We start from the raw sequence: 20,269 nt of genomic DNA, 5'->3' as shown, positions 1-20,269 counted from the left end.
AATGCAGTTTAATACAAAGGCTAAGTACCATGAAGCTTTAACCTTATACAATAACAAAGCGTATGCTGCCTCGCAACAACTTTTTGTAAAAGTGTCTAATTTTGCTGTAGAAAAACAAAGTCTAAAAGCAAACGCTGATTATTATGATGCAATGTGCGCTATAAAACTAAATCAGACCAACGCTGATAAAAAAGTTTTAGATTTTGTCGAAAATCACCCTAACAGTAACAAAAAGCAACTTGCATATTTAAATGTTGGTAATTATTATTTTGCCAACAGAAAAGCGGCACACTCTTTAAAATGGTACACTAAAGTTGATGAAAAACTTTTAAATACTGAAGATAAAAGCGATTTAAATTTTAAAATGGGTTATGCACTCTTAGTTTCTGGCTATGTAGATGATGCAAAAACTCGTTTTGAAAAATTATTATCAAATGAACGTTATGGAGATGATGCAAGGTATTACTATGGTTATATTGCTTACAAACAAGAAGATTACGATTTAGCAGAAACTTCTTTAACAGAAATTGCAGATGTTGCTACCTATAAAAACAAAGCAAACTACTACTTATTAGATATTAGTTTTAAAGCGGGTAGATTTGAAAAATCTATTGAAATAGGGAAGAAAATTTTACCTAATTCTGATAAAAAACAACAATCAGACATTAATAAAATAATTGGAGAAAGTTATTTTAACCTAGAAAAATACGCAGAGGCAATTCCTTATTTACAAAATTACAAAGGCAAAAAAGGTCGTTGGAATAACACGGATTATTATCAACTTGGTTTTGCTCATTTTAAACAAAATGATTACGAAAACGCAGTTAGAAACTTCAATAAAATAATAGATCAAAAAAACAAGGTCTCGCAAAATGCTTACTACCAATTAGCGGAATGTTATTTAAAACTTGATAAAAAACCAGAAGCATTAAATGCTTTTAAGAGCGCAAGTGAAATGGATTTTGATAAAAAAGTAAAGGAAGATGCTTTTTTAAATTATGCTAAATTAAGTTACGAAGAAGGTAATCCATACCAAAGTGTTCCAGAAGTTTTACAAGCTTATTTAAATACGTACCCAAATTCTCCTCAAACCAATGAAATTAATGAATTATTAATTACTTCATTCTTACATCAGCAAGATTATCAAGGAGCATTAGATTATATAGAAAAGAATAAAAAATTTAAAAATGACGCCTTAAAAAATGAAGTTTCTCTTTACAGAGGAATTCAACTTTTTAACGAAGACAAACTACAAAAATCGCTGTCTTTTTTAGAAAACGGAACTCAATCTAACGACTTAGAATTGCAAAATAAAGCTCTTTTTTGGTTGGCTGAAAGTAATTATAGATTAGGTGATTTTCAAAAATCTTTAGACTTATTTTTAAAGGTTGATAGCTCAGAAACAACAGAAAATAACTTGTTAAGCTATAATATTGGTTATTGCTATTTTAAATTAAAAGAGTATCAAAAATCAGCACATTATTTTAATCAATACACAACACAAAAAAATAATGAAATTGAATTAAAAGACGATGCTTTTTTACGTTTAGGAGATTCTTATTATGCTTCAAAAGAATACAATAAAGCCATTATTTCTTATGATAAAATAATTGAAGATGGCGGTATTGGTGCAGATTACGCACAATATCAAAAAGCTATGAGTAATGGTTTGTCTGGCAATTATCAACAAAAAATAACAGATTTATTAGCTGTTGTAAACACAAAAAGTAATTCGAAATTAAAAGACGATGCACTTTTTCAATTAGGAACAACATACACAACAATAAGAGAGAATAACAAAGCACAAAATGCTTACAATAGGTTGTTAAAAAACTATCCTAAAAGCGCTTACAATCCAAATGTTTTATTGCGTCAAGGTTTGTTATTTTACAATACAAATGAAGACAAAAAAGCACTATCTAAATTCAAAGAAATTGTTGCTAAATATCCAAATTCTAACGAAGCAAAACAGGCTGTAACTAATGCTAGAAATGTTTATATAGATATTGGAAAGGTAGATGAATATGCTGCTTGGGTTAAAGATGTAAGTTTTATAAATGTTACTGATGCAGATTTAGATAACGCAAGTTATGAAGCAGCAGAAAACAAATTTTTAGAAAATAATACTGAAAAAGCTATTGAAGGTTTTGATAAATATTTACAAAATTTCCCAAACGGATTACATGCCTTAAAATCTCATTTTTACTTAGCACAATCATATTTAAAAAATAATCAAACTGAGAAATCAATTCCGCATTACACGTATGTAACCTCTCAAAGTCAAAGTGAATTTAGTGAAGAATCTTTAAGTAAATTATCTCAAATTTATCTTGAAAAAGAAGATTGGTTTAACGCAATGCCATTATTAGAAAGATTAGAAATTGAAGCTAATTACCCACAAAACACAATTTTTGCACAAAGTAATTTAATGAAAGGGTATTACGAAGCTGAAGATTATAAAAAGGCTGTAGAATATGCCGAAAAAGTTTTAACTACAAATAAAATTGAAAAAACTGTTGAAGCAGATGCCAAAATTATAATTGCACGTTCAGCTTTTAAAACTAGCGATTTCACCACTTCTGAAGAGTTTTTTATTGAAGTTGGAAGAACTGCAACTGGAGAGCTAAAAGCAGAAACTTTATATTATGATGCATTCTTTAAACATGAAAATAAAGAATATGAGCCTTCAACAAAAATTGTTCAAAAATTAATTTCAGATTATTCTGCTTACAAATATTGGGGAGTAAAAAGTTACGTAATAATGGCAAAAAACTATTACGCTTTAGAAGATGCTTACCAAGCTACTTATATTTTAGAAAATATTATTAAAAACTTTACCCAATATGAAGATATAATTGAAGAAGCTACAAGCGAACTCAGAACAATAAAAAACAACGAAGCCAAAACAAACGAATCTGTAACTCCACAAAAATAGCTCGTAATGAGCATGTAACAGTATTAGTATTATTGTGAAGAATTTAAACAACAAAAAATGAAAAACTACTTTTTTATATTTCTATTGATGTTTGCTGGCAAGTTTGTATTTGCCCAAGATAAACCCACTATAAAAAAAGCAAAAGACACTATAAAAACTGAAGTTGTAAACGTAGTTTCATCTTACACTCCTAAAGTTACAGATGCTTTTAAAATTAAGAAGAAACCAACGATTAAACTTTCTGATAAAAGTCAGAAAAAGAAGCTTAGTTATCAAATTTTTCCTGCTCCAGTTGCTTCGACATTTTCGCCAAAAAAAGGTGCTTTAAAAGGTGTTGATTTTAGCCAAAGGGAAAAGTTATATAAAAATTACCTTGCTGTTGGTTTTGGAAATAATACAACACCTTATTTAGAAACTTTTTTACACCATAGCACTCGTTTTGAGAACGATTTTGGTTTATATGCAAAATACATTTCATCTAATGATCCAGTAAAAGATACTGATCTAGATAGTAGTTTTTCTAATTTAGTAGCTAATTTTTATTACAAACAAGAAGATCGTTATTTCGATTGGAAAGTAGGTTTAGATTTTGAACAAAAAAAGTATAATTGGTATGGTTTACCAAACACCACTTTTAATAGTAATGTTATAGAATCTATAGATGAACAACAAGCTTATAGTTTTATCAATTTACATGGTAAAATTGCTTTTGAAGACAATTATATTAACCAAGCTAAAGTTGCTATTTCTTATTTTAATGATGAATTTGACAGCAATGAAATTTCAGTTTCTATTGCTCCTCAATTTCAGTTTTCTTTAGATAGATTATTCCGTAATGCTAACGAAATAATCTTAGATGTTTCTTTAGATTACCTAAACGGAAGTTTTAACCAATCTTATGAGAACACTAACCAAATTAACTATAGTTTTTTTACAGCTGGTTTAAACCCATCTTACAAATTAAACTTTTATAATTTTGATATAAAGTTAGGAACCAAAATTTACCATACTTCAGATATTGAAAACAGTTTAAGTCAATTTTATGTATATCCTGATGTAAAAATATCTTACCCAATAATTGCTAATTTTGCCAACTTATTTGTTGGTGCTGGTGGAGATTTGCACACAAATTCTTACAAACAATTTACAGACGAAAATCCGTTTATTTCACCAACGCAGTACATTACACAAACTAATGAGAAATATAATTTTTACGGCGGTATTAATGGAACATTATCACAAAACATAAGCTATAACTCCCGTGTAAGTTACAAGCAGTTTGAAGATAAACCGTTATTTTCTATTAATAATTCCAAATCAGACGGAACAACAATTACTTCTGGCGGAATAAACTTTTTCGGGTATGAATATGGCAATTCATTTAGTGTAGTTTATGATGATATAAAAAACATTAATTTCTTTGGAGAAGTAGAATGGGATGTTTCTAAAAACTTGGTAATTGGTGCAAACGGAGAGTTTAATACATACAAACCAAAGCAACAAGAATTTGCTTGGAATTTACCGAAGCTAAAAAGTGAGTTATTTGCCAAATACACAACTCCTAAATGGCATGCAGGAAGCACTATTTACTTTGCTAGCAACAGAAAAGACGTAACGTTTGCAGGTGCATTTCCATCACTAAGTACTCCAATTAATTTAGAAAAATACTTTGATGTAAATCTTAACGGTGGTTATAAGTTTAGCGATAATCTATCAGCATTTTTAAAAATAAACAACATCTTTAACAACAATTATTTACGTTTTACCAACTACAATGTACAAGGGTTTCAAGTTTTAGGAGGAATAACTTATAAATTTGATTTTTAAGAAAATGCCGTTCTAAATTCTGAGTTTATTTTTTGTAGATTTACTTTTTAAAATCCACTAAAAATGAAAAAACTTTCAACAGTACTTTTGGCCTTTATCTTAATTGTTTCATGTAAACAAGAAAAAGAAAGCAACACAAACACCACTTCTTTTTCTTCGGAAGAAAAAATAGATTCAACTAACATTAAGCAATTATTTAGTTCGGCTTTAACTGAAGGAAAATCGTATGAATGGTTACGAGATTTAACTAGCAATGTCGGAAGTAGGTTGTCCGGTTCCGAAGGAGCTGCAAAATCTGTAGTTTGGGGAGAAAAACTGATGAAAGAGGTTGGTTTAGATTCTGTTTGGTTACAACCAGTTATGGTTCCACATTGGGTTCGTGGCGAAAAAGAAGTTGCTAATTATACTTTTAACGGACAAAAAATAAACGTTCCTGTTTGTGCTTTAGGTGGTTCTATTGCTACACCTTCAAACGGAATTACAGCAGAAGTAATTGAAGTAAAAAGCGTTGAAGATGCTGAAAATTTAGGAGATAAAGCTAACGGAAAGATTGTGTTTTTTAACGGTCGTTTCGATAATACTTTAATAAATACATTTAAAGCCTACGGCGGATGTGTTGGACAACGCTTTGCAGGTGCCGCAACTGTTGGTAAATTTGGTGCAAAAGCAGTAATTGTACGTTCTATGACAAATGGAATTGACGATTATCCACACACAGGTTCAATGGGTTATGGAGATATTCCAGAAGAACAATATATTCCATCAGCAGCTATTAGCTCTCGTGGAGCAGAAATTTTAAGCGCACATTTAAAGCAAAACCCAAAACTAAAATTCTACTTAAAGCAAAGTTGTAAAACATTGCCAGATGCTCCATCTTTTAATGTTGTTGGAGAAATTAAAGGAACTGAAAACCCAGATAAAATTATGGTTGTTGGTGGTCATTTAGATTCTTGGGATTTAGGTGATGGAGCGCATGATGATGGAACCGGAATTGTTCAATCTTTAGAAGTTGCTTATTTGTTTAAAAAGAACAACATCAAACCAAAAAACACCTTGCGAATTGTTTTCTTTATGAATGAAGAAAACGGAATGCGTGGTGCTCATGAATACGCTCGTTTATCAAAAGAAAACGGAGAATTACATATTGGTGCGTTAGAATCTGATGCTGGCGGACATACACCTCGTGGTTTTTCAATTGACGCAAATGATAAAAATATTCACTTATTACAAAGCTGGAAAAAACTATTAAAACCTTATGGTTTACACGATATTGTTAAAGGAGGAAGTGGTGCAGATATTGGACCATTAAAAGACGATCACGTAACACTTGTTGGTTACAGACCAGATTCTCAGCGTTATTTTGATTATCACCATGCCGCTTCAGATACATTTGATAAAGTAAACAAAAGAGAGTTAGAATTAGGTAGTGCTTCAATGGCAAGTATTGTATATTTAATGGATAAATATTTATACAACCAAGAAACATTAAAACCGTAATTAATGAGTGTTTTCATAGGTGTAATTCGTGTAATTTTTGGGCTATTTTTAATTTATGCAGGTTATATGCATTTTAAAAAACCTACGTTTTTTAATGGTTTTATCCCAAAACCTTTACCTAAGTTAACTGTAAATTATATTGCTGGTTTTATTGAAATTGCTATTGGATTTGGTTTATTATTCAATCAATCGGCGAAAAACGCTGCACTTTGCTTTTTTATTTTGATGCTCATTTTCCTCCCGTTACATATCTGGGATTTAACTAAAGAAAAGCCTGCAATTGGCTCTAAAAAACTTGCAACCATAAGGATTCCATTACAATTTTTACTATTATATGGAGCTTACTTAATCTATTTAAACTCATGAAAAAAATTATTTACATATTAAGTATTTTATTAGTTTCAGTTTCTTGTAACAAAGAATCTGTAGATACTATAGTTATTAACGCAAATACATATACTGTTAATGCAGAATTTGAGAAAGCAGAAGCTTTTGCAATTCATAATGGAAAATTTATTGCAATTGGTAGTACTGAAGAAATTCAGAAAAAATACCAATCGGATAATATTATTGATGCAAAAAACCAAACAATTGTTCCAGGTTTAATTGATGCACATTGTCATTTTTACAGAATGGGCCTTCAGCAACAAAAAGTAAGTTTAGAAGGCACAAAAAGTTATGATGAAGTGTTAGAAAAGTTAGTTGCTTTTCAAAAAGAAAAAAACACAACCTTTATTACAGGACGTGGTTGGGATCAAAATGATTGGAATGTTAAAGAGTTTCCTACAAAAGAAAAACTAGACAAGTTATTCCCTACAATTCCTGTTGCTATTGGTAGAGTTGATGGTCATGCATTATTAGTTAATCAAGCCGCTTTAGATTTATCAGGAATTACCAAAAACACCAAAGTTTCTGGGGGAGAAATTATTACCAAGAATGGTGAATTAACAGGTGTATTAATTGATAATGCAATGGATTTTGTTAAGTTTCCAAAAACATCAAAAAGAGAAGCTATACAGGGGTTATTAGATGCACAAAAAATATCATTTTCTTACGGATTAACAACTGTTGATGATGCAGGAATAAATAAAGAAACCATTGAATTAATTGACAGTTTACAACAAGCAAAAAGTTTAAAAATGCGTATTTACGCAATGATTTCTGGAGATAATCAAAAAGAAATTGATTACTTTATAAAAAAAGGTATTTCTAAAACAGATAGATTAAATGTACGTTCGTTTAAAATTTACGGAGATGGTGCTTTAGGTTCCAGAGGTGCTGCTATGCGTAAACCATATTCAGATAGAGATAACCATTTTGGGGCATTAATTTATACTCCTGAAAGATATCAGGAAATTGCAAAACAAATTGCTAATTCAGAGTTTCAAATGAATACACATGCTATTGGAGATTCTGCAAATACCTGGTTATTAAAAACCTATAAAGACGTTTTAAAAAATGCTAAAAACAGGCGTTGGAGAATTGAACATGCACAAATAATTTCATCTGAAGATTTTAAAAATTTTGATAATATTTTGCCTTCAGTTCAACCAACACACGCAACTTCAGATATGTATTGGGCAACAGATAGAGTTGGTAAAGAAAGAATAAAAGGCGCTTATGCATTTAAAAAGCTATTAAATAATTATGGTAAAATTGCTTTAGGAACAGATTTTCCTGTAGAACAGGTAAATCCGTTTTTAACATTTTATGCGGCTTCAATTAGAAAAGATATTAATAATTATCCTGAAAATGGATATCAAATGGAAAATGCTTTAACCAGAGAAGAAACCTTAAAAGGAATGACAATTTGGGCTGCTTATGCTAATTTTGAAGAAAATGAAAAAGGTTCTATTGAAGTAGGTAAATTTGCCGATTTTGTTATTTTAAGTCAAGATATTATGAAAGTTGATGGACCTAAAATACCAAAAACAAAAGCCGTTTCTACGTTTGTAAATGGAGAAAGAGTATATTAATCCATTCTTTTTGCATCTTTTTTGTAATTTCTACGTCTATTAAGTGAACTATAAATTTAGAATCATGAAAAATTATAAAAACCAATGTAGCTGCACATGTTTAGAATGTGTAAAAGGAGAATGTAAAAATTGTACTTGTGATACTTGTACATGCAACAATTGTAATTGTTAACTATTGTCACCTTGGGCGTAGTCGAAAAGTCTTATAAGTTCTCGACTACGCTCCTACTGACATTAAATAACTAACAAATGACCACACAACAGGTTTGGACTAAATATCATACAGATTTACAACATTTTATCATCAGTAAAGTAAAAGAAAAAACAATTGCTGATGATGTTTTGCAAGATACTTTTATTAAAATTCACACTAAATTACAGACGTTAAAAGACATTACAAAGTTAAAATCTTGGTGTTTTTCTATTGCACGAAATTCAATTTTAGATTACTGGAAATCTGCCAATAAAACGGTTGAAATCGCCAATTTTGAAAATGAAACTGAGATTGAAGAAAACATTCATACAGAAAAAGACTGTCTTCGTGGAATCTTAAAAAACTTACCTAAAAAATATAGAGATCCATTGTTTTTGTCAGATATTAAAGGCTTAAAGCAACAAGAAGTTGCAAACCAATTAAAACAAAGTTTACCCACTACAAAATCTCAAATTCAACGAGCTCGTAAATTAATTGCGGAAGGTTTTATGGATTGTTGCGGTTTTGTAATGAATAATGATGGAAACTTAGTTGGCGAAATTCAAGAGAAAGAAGATTGTAAAATTTGTAATTAATTGCAATGAAACTCTATACTTCTCTACCAAAAAAACTACAACCATATTTCAATAAGGAATTAGAGAAGTACCAAATTGAATATTCAATTAACAACTTATTAAAAGCTTGGAATCATTTGGAAAGAGCTCACATAATTGGACAAAAATATCCGCATGCGCACACCTTTGTACATTGGAAAATGTTACAATTTGGTTTTAAAATTAAAAGCAGTAAAGAAGTCTTTGGGCAAATTCCACGTTTAATCTTTGGAGGCATAAAATCATTTGTTGGTAAAATACCTGTTGGAAATCCTGGAGGCGCAAATGTTTCACCTCTAAAATCATTTCCAATAGAAAAAGAGTTACAAGATATTTTTATTGAAGTGGATATAAATTGAACTTAAAATAGAATTCTACAGCAAACTCATTCTTATACATTCAAAAAATTCCCTTTAAAATAAAGGTTTTCAGACACTTGAAAATTACTATTTAGATTTATTATAAATAACTTGTGTATTTCATTTTTGTAAAATACATTTGCCGAAAATACATTATTTATATTAAGTCTTAATAAGAACAGATGAAAAATCAACTAATAACATTAGTATTATTACTAACAACATTTATTACATATAGTCAGAGTAAAACAATTACCGGAGTAGTTAAAAACAACTCTCAAGAACCGTTATCTCAAGTTACTGTTGTTTTAAAAGGTACAGATAAAGGAACACTAACAAATGAAAATGGGCAATTTTCTTTACCCAACGTAGAACAAGGGAATTACACATTATTTATTTCATATTTAGGTTATAAATCTAAAGAGATAAATATTAACCTTTCTAATAAAAAAACCAAAAACTTAGAAACAATAATTCTTTTTGAAGGAAATGAAATTTTAAGTGAAGTTGTTATTCAGAATAAAAGAACCAATAAGTTCTCAAGAAAAAAAACAGCGTATGTTGCTAAACTTCCATTAAAGGACATTGAAAACACTCAGGTTTACAGTACAGTTACAAATGAATTACTTGAATCTCAAGTAGTAACAAACTTTGATGACGCATTAAAAAATGCTGCTGGTATTGAGCAACTTTGGACTTCTACAGGACGTGGTGGAGATGGCGCTGGTTATTATTCTTTGCGTGGTTTTTCTGTTCAGCCACAATTAGTAAATGGTTTACCAGGTTTAACTAATGGAACTATTAACCCTGGAAATATTGAACGAATTGAGGTCTTAAAAGGACCTTCTGCAACATTATTTGGTAACGCAGTTAGCTCATATGGTGGATTAATTAATGTAGTTACCAAAAAACCATATGTTGGAACCGGAGGACAATTATCTTTTACAACTGGTTCTTTTGGATTAAATCAAATTAGTGGTGACTTTAACACTGTCTTAAGTGAAGAAGATAATATTTACTTTAGATTAAATACAGCATATACAACTCAACAAAGTTTCCAAGATGCTGGTTTTATGAAGTCATTTTTTGTTGCTCCTTCTATTTCATATAAAGTGAATAATAGATTATCATTTTCTTTTTATGCAGAAATAACGCAAGCAGAGCAAACAAATCCTACTTTCTTATTTTTAAACAGAAGTGCACCTCAAAATTCTACCAACTTAGATGAATTAAATTACAACAATAAATTATCTTTTACGAGTAATGATTTGACATTAAAAAATCCAAATCAAAATTATAGATTAGAGATGGATTATAAATTATCTGATAGTTGGAAATCGCAATCATTAATATCTAAAAGTGCAACTTCTACAACAGGGTATTATTCTTACTTATTCGATTTTGGAACTTTTGCAACAGATACATTTTCTAGATTTATAAATAAGCAAAATGCAAATACACAAACAACAGATATTCAGCAGAACTTTATAGGAGATTTTAAAATTGGCTCTTTAAGAAATAGAATGGTAATTGGTGTAGATTATTTTTCTGCTACGCAAACAGATAACGGAACTGGTTATGCATTTTACGGAAATGTAACACCAAATGGGGACTCTAATGGAGATAATCCTTTTACAGCTGCAGTAGAAACAGATAGTTATCCTTTATCAACTTCTGGTGTAGATGCTGCATTGGCTTCACAAGGTGTTTCTAATTCAAAATCGGAATATGAAATCTATAGTGTATACGCTTCAGATGTAATCAACTTAACAAATAACTTTTCTGCAATGGTTGGTTTACGATTAGACAGGTTTGAAAATAAAGGAGATATTACAACTTCAGAAGATGATTTTAATCAAACTACTTTTTCTCCAAAGTTTGGTTTATTATACCAACCTATTCAAAATAAACTTTCTCTTTTTGCTAATTACCAAAACGGATTTACAAATGTTGCGCCACAGTTGGTTGGAGACCCAAGTGCAGGGCCACAAACATTAAAAACTTTTACTCCTGAAGAAGCAAATCAATTTGAATTTGGTTTTAAAACCAATCTTTTTAGAAATAAATTAAACGCAACGGTAAGTTACTACAACATTAATGTTAAAGATAGAGTAATTACAGATCCATCTTCAGTATTCAATAAAATTCAAGGTGGTGAAGTTGTTAGTAAAGGTTTTGAAATTGAAGTAAACGCTAATCCGTTAGACGGGTTAAATATTAGAGCAGGTTTTAGTAATAATGATAGTGAAACAACTGTTTCTGATAATACTGAAATATTAAACAAAAGACCTTTAGAAGCTGGACCAGAAACGTTGTACAATCTTTGGGCAAACTATGAGTTCCAAAAAGGTAACTTAGAAGGTTTTGGTATGGGTTTTGGATTTAACGGAGCAAGTGAAAGAGCCGCAATAAACTATACTTCTACAGGAGATTTTATGCTACCAAGTTATACAATAGCAAATTCATCAATCTTTTATCAAGCAGAAAAATATAGAGTAAGTTTAAAAGTAAACAACCTTTTTGATAAAGAATATTATAAAGGATGGACTACCATAAACCCTCAATCTCCAAGAGCCGTTTTAGCAAACTTCACATATAAGTTTTAAAGAATTAAATCCTTAATTAAGAGCATCATTTAAATGATGCTCTTTTGGTGTTAAAATTAATAATATGAAAACAAAGAAACTCATTTTTCAACTTCATAAAATACTAGGATTAGCAACTGGTATTATCGTTTTTATTGTAGCTATAACAGGCTGTTGTTGGGCTTTTAGAGAAGAAATTGAAAGTTTATATGATGACTATAAAACAGTAACACCAGAAGAAACAGCAATAATTACCGTTACAAAAGCTAAAGAAATTGCCTTAACTGTTTTTCCAGAAAACACAGTCCATGGAACCTTATTTAAAAAGAAAACTGACGCTGTAGAAGTTATTTTTTATGATGCGGAACCAGAATTTTACCAAAGTGTATTTATAAACCCTTATTCTGGAAAAATTATTCAAGTAGATAATCATACAACAGGTTTTTTTGCATTTATTTTAAAAGGACACATGCGTGTTTGGTTGCCAAAAGAAATTGGAGAACAAGTTGTTGGTGCATCTATATTAATTTTTGTTCTAATAATTATTTCTGGCTTTATTTTATGGATTCCTAAGAAGCGTAAAAACTTAAAACAACGTTTAAAATTCGATTGGAAAAAAACCACAAAATGGAAACGTAAAAATTTCGATTTACACACAGTTACAGGTTTTTACATCTGTTCCTTAGCCTTAGTTATTGCTTTTACAGGTTCAATTATGTCTTATAATTGGCTTAAATACGTTGTATACAAATCTACCGGTGGAAAAAAAGAGGTGTTTTTTGAAATTCCAAAAAATATAGATTCAATTGCAATATCTAATACAACTAAACCAATTGATTTGCTAATACCAATTCTACAAAAAGAAAGCCCAAATGCAGAAGGTTTTGAATTACATTATCCAAAGGATAAAGAAGAAAGTATTTATGTTGAAGTGTCAAATAGTAAAGGGTTATTTTATGATTCAGATTTTCGCTTTTTTGACCAAAACTCCTTAAAAGAAATAGCATCAGAAGCTATTTATGGAAAGTATAAAAATGCTACGATTCCTGATAAAATATTAAGAATGAATTATGATATTCATATTGGTGCAATTGGTGGAATTACAGGAAAAATAATCGCTTTTATTATTAGCTTACTAACAGCAACATTACCTGTTACTGGTATTTTATTATGGTATGGAAGAAAATATAAAAAGAAGCCTGTAGTTAAATCTTAGCGTCTAAACTTCTTCTTACATAGAACCTAATTTCTCTTATTTTATTTATTACTTTTATATCTTAAATTTTTAAGGTGAAAAAAGGTACACTTATAAGTAAAGAATTAGAAAACTTTTACAACAAAGCTTCAGAAGAAACCCGACTAGAAAAAGGAATGGGTATTTTTGAATTTGAACGAATTAAAGAACTCATTCAACTTCATATTTCTAAGAAAAACACTACAATTATTGATGTTGGTGGCGGAACTGGAAAATACAGCGAATGGTTGGCTAAAAAAGATCACAAAGTTCATTTAGTTGAACCTGTTTTAAAACACATAAAATTAGCTGAAAAAAGAGCCAAAAAACTACAAAACCCATTTTCTGTTACAATTGGTGAAGCCAAAAAATTACCTTTTGAAAACAATACTGCAGATTTAGTAATTCTACACGGCCCTTTATACCATTTACAAAAAAGAGAAGATAGAGTTACTGCCATTTTAGAAGCTAAAAGAGTACTAAAAAAAGGCGGAATTATTTTAGGATTTGCAATAAACGCAACAGCATCAACAGTTGTTGGTTTAATGAATGGGATGATTCATGCCAACTCCTTTTTTGACATGTGTAAAAAAGAATTAACTACAGGAATTCACAATGCCCCAAAAGATTTTCCGTTTTTATTAGCTGATGCTTTTTACCACAAACCAGCAGGTTTAAAAGCCGAGTTTTTAGAACAAGATTTAAACTTTATAAATATTTTTGCTGTTGAAGGAATAATATGGTTGGATAACGAGTATTTTGCAAATATGATTGATAAACAAAAATCTAAAACTTTAAAAGCATTACAAAACCTCACTCAAAACGATGAGTATTTATTACCTTTTAGTCCACATATGATGATAGCAGTAAAAAAATAGTGAGCGAAATTAAGGACAAAGATAATTTTTGGGTTATTTGCAAAAACTGTAAAGGTTTTGGCAAAAAAAAGCAACGTCTTTCTAAAAAGTCAAGACTGAACTATAAAGCGGAATTAGAAAAATTTAAAAAATCTAATTCAGAAGGAACTGCTCCTATCCCTCCTAAAAGTCAATTACAAACGTGTGCTAAATGTAACGGCTCAGGATTAACTCTTTCTAAACAAAAACCTTTAATTGACACAAAAAACTACCCAAATATTGCTATAATTGGTGGCGGAATTGGAGGCATTGCGCTCGCAGTAGCTTGTTTACATCGCGGAATTCCGTTTACACTTTATGAACGAGACCGTGACTTTAATACACGTTCTCAAGGCTATGGACTTACCTTACAACAAGCCAGCAAAGCAATGGCAGGTTTGGGAATTATAAAACTAGAAAAAGGAATAACCTCAACAAAACATATTGTACATACTTCCGAAGGAAAAATTATTGGAGAATGGGGAATTAGAAAATGGGGAAGATCGGAAGACAAAGTATCTCCAAAACACAAAAATATCCATATTGCAAGACAATCTTTGCGTTTAGCTTTATTGAAGCAACTTGGTGAAAGTAAATCAATAAAATGGGGACATCAATTAATAAGTTTTAAGGAAAATAACAACGAGAATATTGAATTGAAATTTCAAGTAAATGATGAAATAAAAACGGCCAAAGCAAATCTAGTAGTTGGAGCTGACGGAATTAGAAGTACCGTAAGAAAATTTCTTATTGATGAACAAACTTCTCCTCTTCGTTATTTAGGCTGTATAGTAATTTTAGGAATTTGTCCGCTAAAAGAATTAGAAAACATTGAAAGTCCATTGTTAGATTCTGCAACCGTATTTCAAACTGCAAACGGATTTGAAAGAATCTATATGATGCCGTACGATTCGGAAAATATTATGTGGCAATTAAGTTTTCCTATTTCTGAAGAGGAAGCTAAAAACCTAAATATTAAAGGTACAAAAGCACTTAAAGAGGAAGCTAAAAAAAGAACACAATGGCACAGTCCTATTCCTGAAATTGTAGCAGCAACAAAAGAAACACAAATTTCTGGTTATCCAGTTTATGACCGTGATTTATTACAACCAGAACAATTAGAAAAAGGACATAAAGTAACATTAATTGGAGACGCTGCGCACCCAATGAGTCCATTTAAAGGCCAAGGTGCAAATCAAGCTTTATTAGATGCTTTAGATTTAGCTCGCGGAATTGCAAAAAACTGCAATTCTTTATCTAAATGGAAAGAAATTGGAATCCGAAAAAGTGTACTAACTGATTTTGAATCAGAAATGATACAACGAAGTGCTTCTAAAGTGAAAAGTTCTGCTGAAGCTGCAAAATTATTGCATTCCGAAGTTGTACTAAAAAAAGGCGATGGCCCAAGAGGGAAACATCGGGAATCTTAAAAAACCACCAAAATGAATAGTCGCTTTACCTTCTTCTCTTCTTAGAAGAACCTCTTGTAGCTTTCTTTTTCCTTTTATTAAAAGGAACAGCATCATCAAACGTGTTTTTAGCGTTTTTAGCGCCTTTATTTTTTCTCCAAGAATTATCTTCTGGTAAAAGCTTTTGTAATAAATCTGTACGGCCAACAGCGTTTAATTTATCTTTAATCCACTGTTTGTTTTCCTTTTTATACCAAAAGAAAAATTTGTGTTGATCTTCTTTTTCCTTTTTAGTTTTAGGAGTTTTTGTAGGCTTTAAAGTATATGGATGATAACCGCTATAATAAATTACCGTAGCAACCGTCATTGGTGTTGGCGTAAAACCTTGTACTTGTTCTAACTGGAAACCCATATCTTTAGTTTCTGCAGCTAAGTTTGCCATATCTTCTACTTCACTTGCTGGATGACTAGATATAAAATACGGAATTAATTGTAGGTTCAATTTCTTCTTAAAATTGATTCTATCAAAACGCTCTTTAAACTTATGAAAATAGGTGAAAGATGGTTTACGCATCAACTTTAAAACTGGATCAGAAGTATGTTCTGGAGCCACTTTTAATCGCCCAGAAACGTGTTTAGTCATTACCTCTTCAGTATATGCATCTAACTCTTTTGGATCTGCATTTTTATTGAATTCTGGCACCAACATATCATGTCTAATTCCACTTCCAATAAAAGATTTTTTAACCTTCGGATGTTTATCAACTGCTTGATATAATTCCGTTAAAGGTTTATGAGAAGTATCTAAATTACTACAAATTACTGGAGAAATACAACTTGGCGCAACACATTTGTCGCAAATAGATTGCACTTTTCCTTTCATCTTGTACATATTTGCAGAAGGTCCGCCAATATCAGATAAATACCCTTTAAAATCGTCCATTTGCGCAACTGTATCTACTTCTTTTAAAATAGATTCTTGGCTACGACTTGCAATAAATTTTCCTTGGTGTGCAGAAATTGTACAAAAACTACAACCACCAAAACATCCACGGTGAATGTTTATAGAAAACTTAATCATTTCAAACGCAGGAATTGGTCCTCGTTTGTTATATTTTGGATGCGGTAAACGTGTGTAAGGCAAATCGAAAGAAGCATCAATTTCTGCTTCAGTCATTGTAGGAAATGGCGGATTTATAACCAACTGCTTATCTCCTACTCTTTGCAGAATTCTACGCGCATGTAATTTGTTAGATTCTTGCTCAATTACTTTAAAGTTTGAAGCAAATTTCTTCTTATTCAATAAACAAACTTCGTGCGAAATAATTTCTACATCTTCCCAACTTTTATGCTTCGGAAGTGCTTCATCCTTATCAATTAAAACAGCAGTTTGTTTAATGTTTTTTAAACTTGAAAACGGAACACCTTTTTGTAACAATTCTACAATTTCTCGCAAAGGTTGTTCTCCCATTCCGTAGACTAACATATCTGCTTGAGACGTTTCTAAAATGGTTGGCAACAACTTATCAGACCAATAATCATAATGCGTTACACGTCTTAAAGAGGCTTCAATACCACCAATTAAAACAGGAACATCTGGAAATTTTTCTTTTAGTATTTTAGAATAAACAGACGTTGCATAATCGGGTCTAAAACCTTTATCACCATTTGGCGTATATGCATCTTTATCTCTACGTCTTTTACTTGCAGTATAGTTGGAAACCATTGGATCCATACAACCACCAGTTGCAGCAAAAAACAAACGTGGTTTACCTAACTTTTCAAAATCTTGAAGGTTATCATTTACACTTGGTTGCGGCACAATTGCCACACGTAAACCATAACTTTCTAAAATACGGCCAATTACAGCAGGTCCAAAAGAAGGATGATCTACATACGCATCTCCACTAAATAGAATTACGTCTAGTTCTTCCCAACCTTTAAGTTTTACTTCTTTGGCGGTAGTTGGTAACCAATCGGATGTTCGTCTTAATTTCACGCCACAAAGGTACAACGATTATTTTACTATTAAATGCGGAACTTTATTTACATTCCAATCAATTACCAAACCGCCTGCAAGCGATTTAGCAACCTCTTTTCCGTATAAAAATTCACACAAATACAGAGCTGCTTCAAAAGATTTTGCGCCTCCGGCGGAAGTAATATATTTTCCGTCATGCACAAATAACACTTCTTTTCTAATATCTAAAGTTGGAAAAGTAGCTCTCATTTTATCAATATCTGAAGGAAATGTTGTTGATACTTTCCCTTCTAAAACACCAGCTTTTGCCAATACAAATGCGCCATCGCAATGCGAAGTAACAAACTCCGCTTCTTTATCAACTCTCTGAACAAACTGAATCATTGCGGTATCTTCTAAATCGGTATCTAAATGATGTTCTGCAGAAGGAACTACCAAAATATCAATCTTTGGAAGCGAATCTTTTAAGTAATTATAATCTGGCAGAATACGCATTCCTTCAAAAGTGGTGATTGGTTTATCGGTATTTGCAACTGTAAAAACATTCATTGCTTTTATATTTTCTCTAAAAATAGTGTGCTGAAAAATATCAAAAGGCGCAGTTAATTCTGTATTAAAAGTTCCGTCCATTATTAAAAAAGCAACATTGTATCTATCTTTTTCCAACTTCGGAAAAATTTTCTCTTGTTTACTTTGTTTCGATGCATCATTGCTTTCTTTTTTAGATTGACAGCTAAAAAGAAAAATTAACAAGAAAAAATATATAATTTGTTTCATAAAAGTAGTATTTAAAATAAAAATTAAAAATAGTAACTTTATCCCAAACTAAACTTCCTATTTAATGAAAAAAATATTTCTTTCAATTCTTACAATTACACTATTTATTAGTTGTACAAAAACTACTAAAGAAGAAAAAAAAGACACGTATGTGGTAGATAACTACACAAAAACTGAAGTAGATATTACCATGCGAGATGGAATAAAACTCCACACAACAATCTATTCTCCAAAAGATACAAGTAAAAAATATCCTATTTTAATGCAACGAACTCCGTATAGTTCTAGACCTTACGGCGAAGGAATGAAAACTAAAATTGGCCCGAATGTTCATTTAATGAAAGAAGGAAATATTGTTGTCTACCAAGATGTTCGTGGGCGCTGGATGAGTGAAGGTGTGTACGATAATATGCGTGCTTATATTCCGAATAAAACCGAAAAACAATCTGATGAAGTTTCAGATACTTACGACACAATTGATTGGTTAGTGAAAAATGTAGAAAACAATAACGGAAATGTTGGTACTTGGGGAATTTCTTATCCTGGTCATTACGCTACAGTTTCTGCAATTGACGCGCATCCAGCATTAAAAGCAGCATCTCCACAAGCCTGTATTGGCGATTTCTTTTTTGATGACTTTCATCATAATGGTGCATTTTTACTAAGTTATTTTAGAGCCGTTTCTTTATTCGGAACCTATAAAGACACGCCAACCGATTCTGCTTGGTATTCTTTTCCTAAAATGAATACGAAAGATCAATATCAATTTTTCTTAGACAAAGGACCTTTATCTAACCTTAACGAATATTTTCAATATGAAAAGTTAGACGTAAAAACGGTTGAGAACAAAGATAGAATTGACGATTTTTTCTGGAAAGAAATAGTAGAACATCCTAATTATGATGAAGTTTGGAAAAGTAAAGGAATTATTCAGCATATGGATAAAGTGCCATCTTCTGTAGCAACTATGATTGTTGGTGGTTTCTTTGATGCTGAAGATTTATACGGACCTTTTGAAACTTATAAAGGAATTGAAAAACATGGAAAAGACAACTACAACACAATGGTTTTTGGACCTTGGGACCATGGAAAATGGGCTAGTTCTGGTGTAAAAAACTCAGTTGGAAATTATTACTTTGGAGATTCAATTTCATTGAAATTTCAGAAAGAAATAGAAACAAAATTCTTTAACCATTTCTTAAAAGGAAAAGGTGATAAAAATTCTGGTTTACCTGAAGCGTATGTGTATGATTCTGGTAGAAAAGAGTGGAAAAGTTACGATGCTTGGCCTCCAAAAAATGTAGTTAAAGAAGCTATGTTTTTATCGGATAATCAAGAATTAACTTCAACAAAAAAATCATCAAATGCTATTAAATTCATAAGTGATATAAAACGCCCAGTTCCGTATTCAGAAGATATTAAAACTGTTTTTACACCACGTAAATATATGACAGATGACCAGCGTTTTGCGGCAAGAAGACCAGACGTTTTAGTTTTTGAAACCGATGTTTTAACGGAAGATTATACGCTAGCTGGAGATATTTTAGCTAAATTAAAAGTAGCAACAACGGGTTCTGCAGCCGATTGGATTGTTAAAGTTATTGATGTGCATCCTTCAGACTACAAAGAAAATAACGACAAATTACAAGATCACTTAAAAATGAGTAATTATCATTTAATGGTTAGAAGTGAAGTTATGCGAGGACGTTTTAGAGAAAGTTTTGAGCATCCAAAACCATTTACGCCAAATAAGAAAACAGGTGTAGATATTAAATTACAAGATGTTTTTCACACCTTTAAAAAAGGACATAAATTACAAATACAGGTACAAAGTACTTGGTTTCCTTTAATTGATTTGAATCCACAAACATATGTGGACAACATTTTTAAAGCTGAAGAAAAAGATTTTAAAACACAAACACATTCGGTTTTTACAGATTCGAGTATTGAGTTTTCAGTTTTAAAGTAATTTTATAAAGTTACTTA

At 31.0% G+C, this 20,269-nt stretch carries 14 protein-coding genes; 12 read left to right on the top strand and 2 right to left on the bottom strand.

The window, feature by feature from the left end; translation table 11 throughout:
* Position 1: 1 nt before the first annotated feature.
* From L1S33_RS05550 to L1S33_RS05500, 11 genes are all read left to right on the top strand, one after another.
* Positions 2 to 2,935 (top strand): tetratricopeptide repeat protein, encoded by a 2,934-nt coding sequence (locus L1S33_RS05550; protein ID WP_240561554.1) that lies wholly within the window; start codon positions 2 to 4, stop codon positions 2,933 to 2,935.
* 57 nt (positions 2,936 to 2,992) lie between these two features.
* Positions 2,993 to 4,762, top strand: coding sequence for a TonB-dependent receptor (locus L1S33_RS05545; protein ID WP_240561553.1), 1,770 nt, complete (start codon positions 2,993 to 2,995; stop codon positions 4,760 to 4,762).
* A 63-nt stretch (positions 4,763 to 4,825) separates the two neighbouring features.
* A complete protein-coding gene (locus tag L1S33_RS05540; protein ID WP_240553109.1) occupies positions 4,826 to 6,259 on the top strand; it encodes a M20/M25/M40 family metallo-hydrolase in 1,434 nt (477 codons plus the stop codon).
* 3 nt (positions 6,260 to 6,262) lie between these two features.
* Positions 6,263 to 6,625: a DoxX family protein gene (locus L1S33_RS05535; RefSeq protein WP_240561552.1), complete on the top strand. Its 363-nt coding sequence runs from the start codon at positions 6,263 to 6,265 to the stop codon at positions 6,623 to 6,625.
* The gene (locus L1S33_RS05530; RefSeq protein ID WP_240561551.1) at positions 6,622 to 8,235 is read left to right on the top strand and encodes an amidohydrolase; all 1,614 of its coding nucleotides are present in this window, start codon (positions 6,622 to 6,624) and stop codon (positions 8,233 to 8,235) included. The genes L1S33_RS05535 and L1S33_RS05530 overlap by 4 nt, the downstream gene beginning before the upstream one ends.
* A 249-nt stretch (positions 8,236 to 8,484) precedes the next feature.
* A complete protein-coding gene (locus L1S33_RS05525; protein ID WP_240561550.1) occupies positions 8,485 to 9,024 on the top strand; it encodes a sigma-70 family RNA polymerase sigma factor in 540 nt (179 codons plus the stop codon).
* A gap of 5 nt (positions 9,025 to 9,029) precedes the next feature.
* Complete coding sequence (locus L1S33_RS05520) at positions 9,030 to 9,401, top strand: DUF3703 domain-containing protein (protein ID WP_240553113.1); 372 nt, start codon at positions 9,030 to 9,032, stop codon at positions 9,399 to 9,401.
* A gap of 182 nt (positions 9,402 to 9,583) precedes the next feature.
* The gene (locus L1S33_RS05515; protein ID WP_240561549.1) at positions 9,584 to 12,007 is read left to right on the top strand and encodes a TonB-dependent receptor; all 2,424 of its coding nucleotides are present in this window, start codon (positions 9,584 to 9,586) and stop codon (positions 12,005 to 12,007) included.
* Between the two features lie 64 nt (positions 12,008 to 12,071).
* Positions 12,072 to 13,202 carry a PepSY-associated TM helix domain-containing protein gene (locus L1S33_RS05510; protein ID WP_240561548.1) on the top strand — a complete coding sequence of 377 codons (1,131 nt, stop codon included), beginning with the start codon at positions 12,072 to 12,074 and terminating at the stop codon, positions 13,200 to 13,202.
* Between the two features lie 74 nt (positions 13,203 to 13,276).
* Positions 13,277 to 14,098 carry a class I SAM-dependent methyltransferase gene (locus L1S33_RS05505; protein ID WP_240561547.1) on the top strand — a complete coding sequence of 274 codons (822 nt, stop codon included), beginning with the start codon at positions 13,277 to 13,279 and terminating at the stop codon, positions 14,096 to 14,098.
* On the top strand, positions 14,098 to 15,546 hold the full coding sequence (locus L1S33_RS05500; RefSeq protein ID WP_240561546.1) for an FAD-dependent oxidoreductase: 1,449 nt from the start codon (positions 14,098 to 14,100) through the stop codon (positions 15,544 to 15,546). The genes L1S33_RS05505 and L1S33_RS05500 overlap by 1 nt, the downstream gene beginning before the upstream one ends.
* 25 nt (positions 15,547 to 15,571) lie before the next feature.
* Here L1S33_RS05500 and L1S33_RS05495 read toward each other — a convergent pair whose 3' ends face one another.
* Both L1S33_RS05495 and L1S33_RS05490 read right to left on the bottom strand, forming a co-directional pair.
* A complete protein-coding gene (locus L1S33_RS05495; RefSeq protein ID WP_240553120.1) occupies positions 15,572 to 17,524 on the bottom strand; it encodes a YgiQ family radical SAM protein in 1,953 nt (650 codons plus the stop codon).
* Between the two features lie 18 nt (positions 17,525 to 17,542).
* Entirely contained in the window at positions 17,543 to 18,283 is a 741-nt protein-coding gene (locus L1S33_RS05490) for a DJ-1/PfpI family protein (protein ID WP_240561545.1), read from the bottom strand.
* A gap of 64 nt (positions 18,284 to 18,347) precedes the next feature.
* Here L1S33_RS05490 and L1S33_RS05485 point away from each other — a divergent pair, with 64 nt between their 5' ends.
* Positions 18,348 to 20,252 (top strand): CocE/NonD family hydrolase, encoded by a 1,905-nt coding sequence (locus tag L1S33_RS05485; RefSeq protein ID WP_240561544.1) that lies wholly within the window; start codon positions 18,348 to 18,350, stop codon positions 20,250 to 20,252.
* The last annotated feature ends 17 nt before the right edge of the window (positions 20,253 to 20,269 follow it).

The organism is Tenacibaculum aquimarinum (assembly GCF_022478115.1).
Taxonomy (GTDB): domain Bacteria; phylum Bacteroidota; class Bacteroidia; order Flavobacteriales; family Flavobacteriaceae; genus Polaribacter; species Polaribacter aquimarinum_A.
Note: the sequence above shows the minus strand (reverse complement) of the source record. Positions and strands in the feature narration are given on the sequence as shown.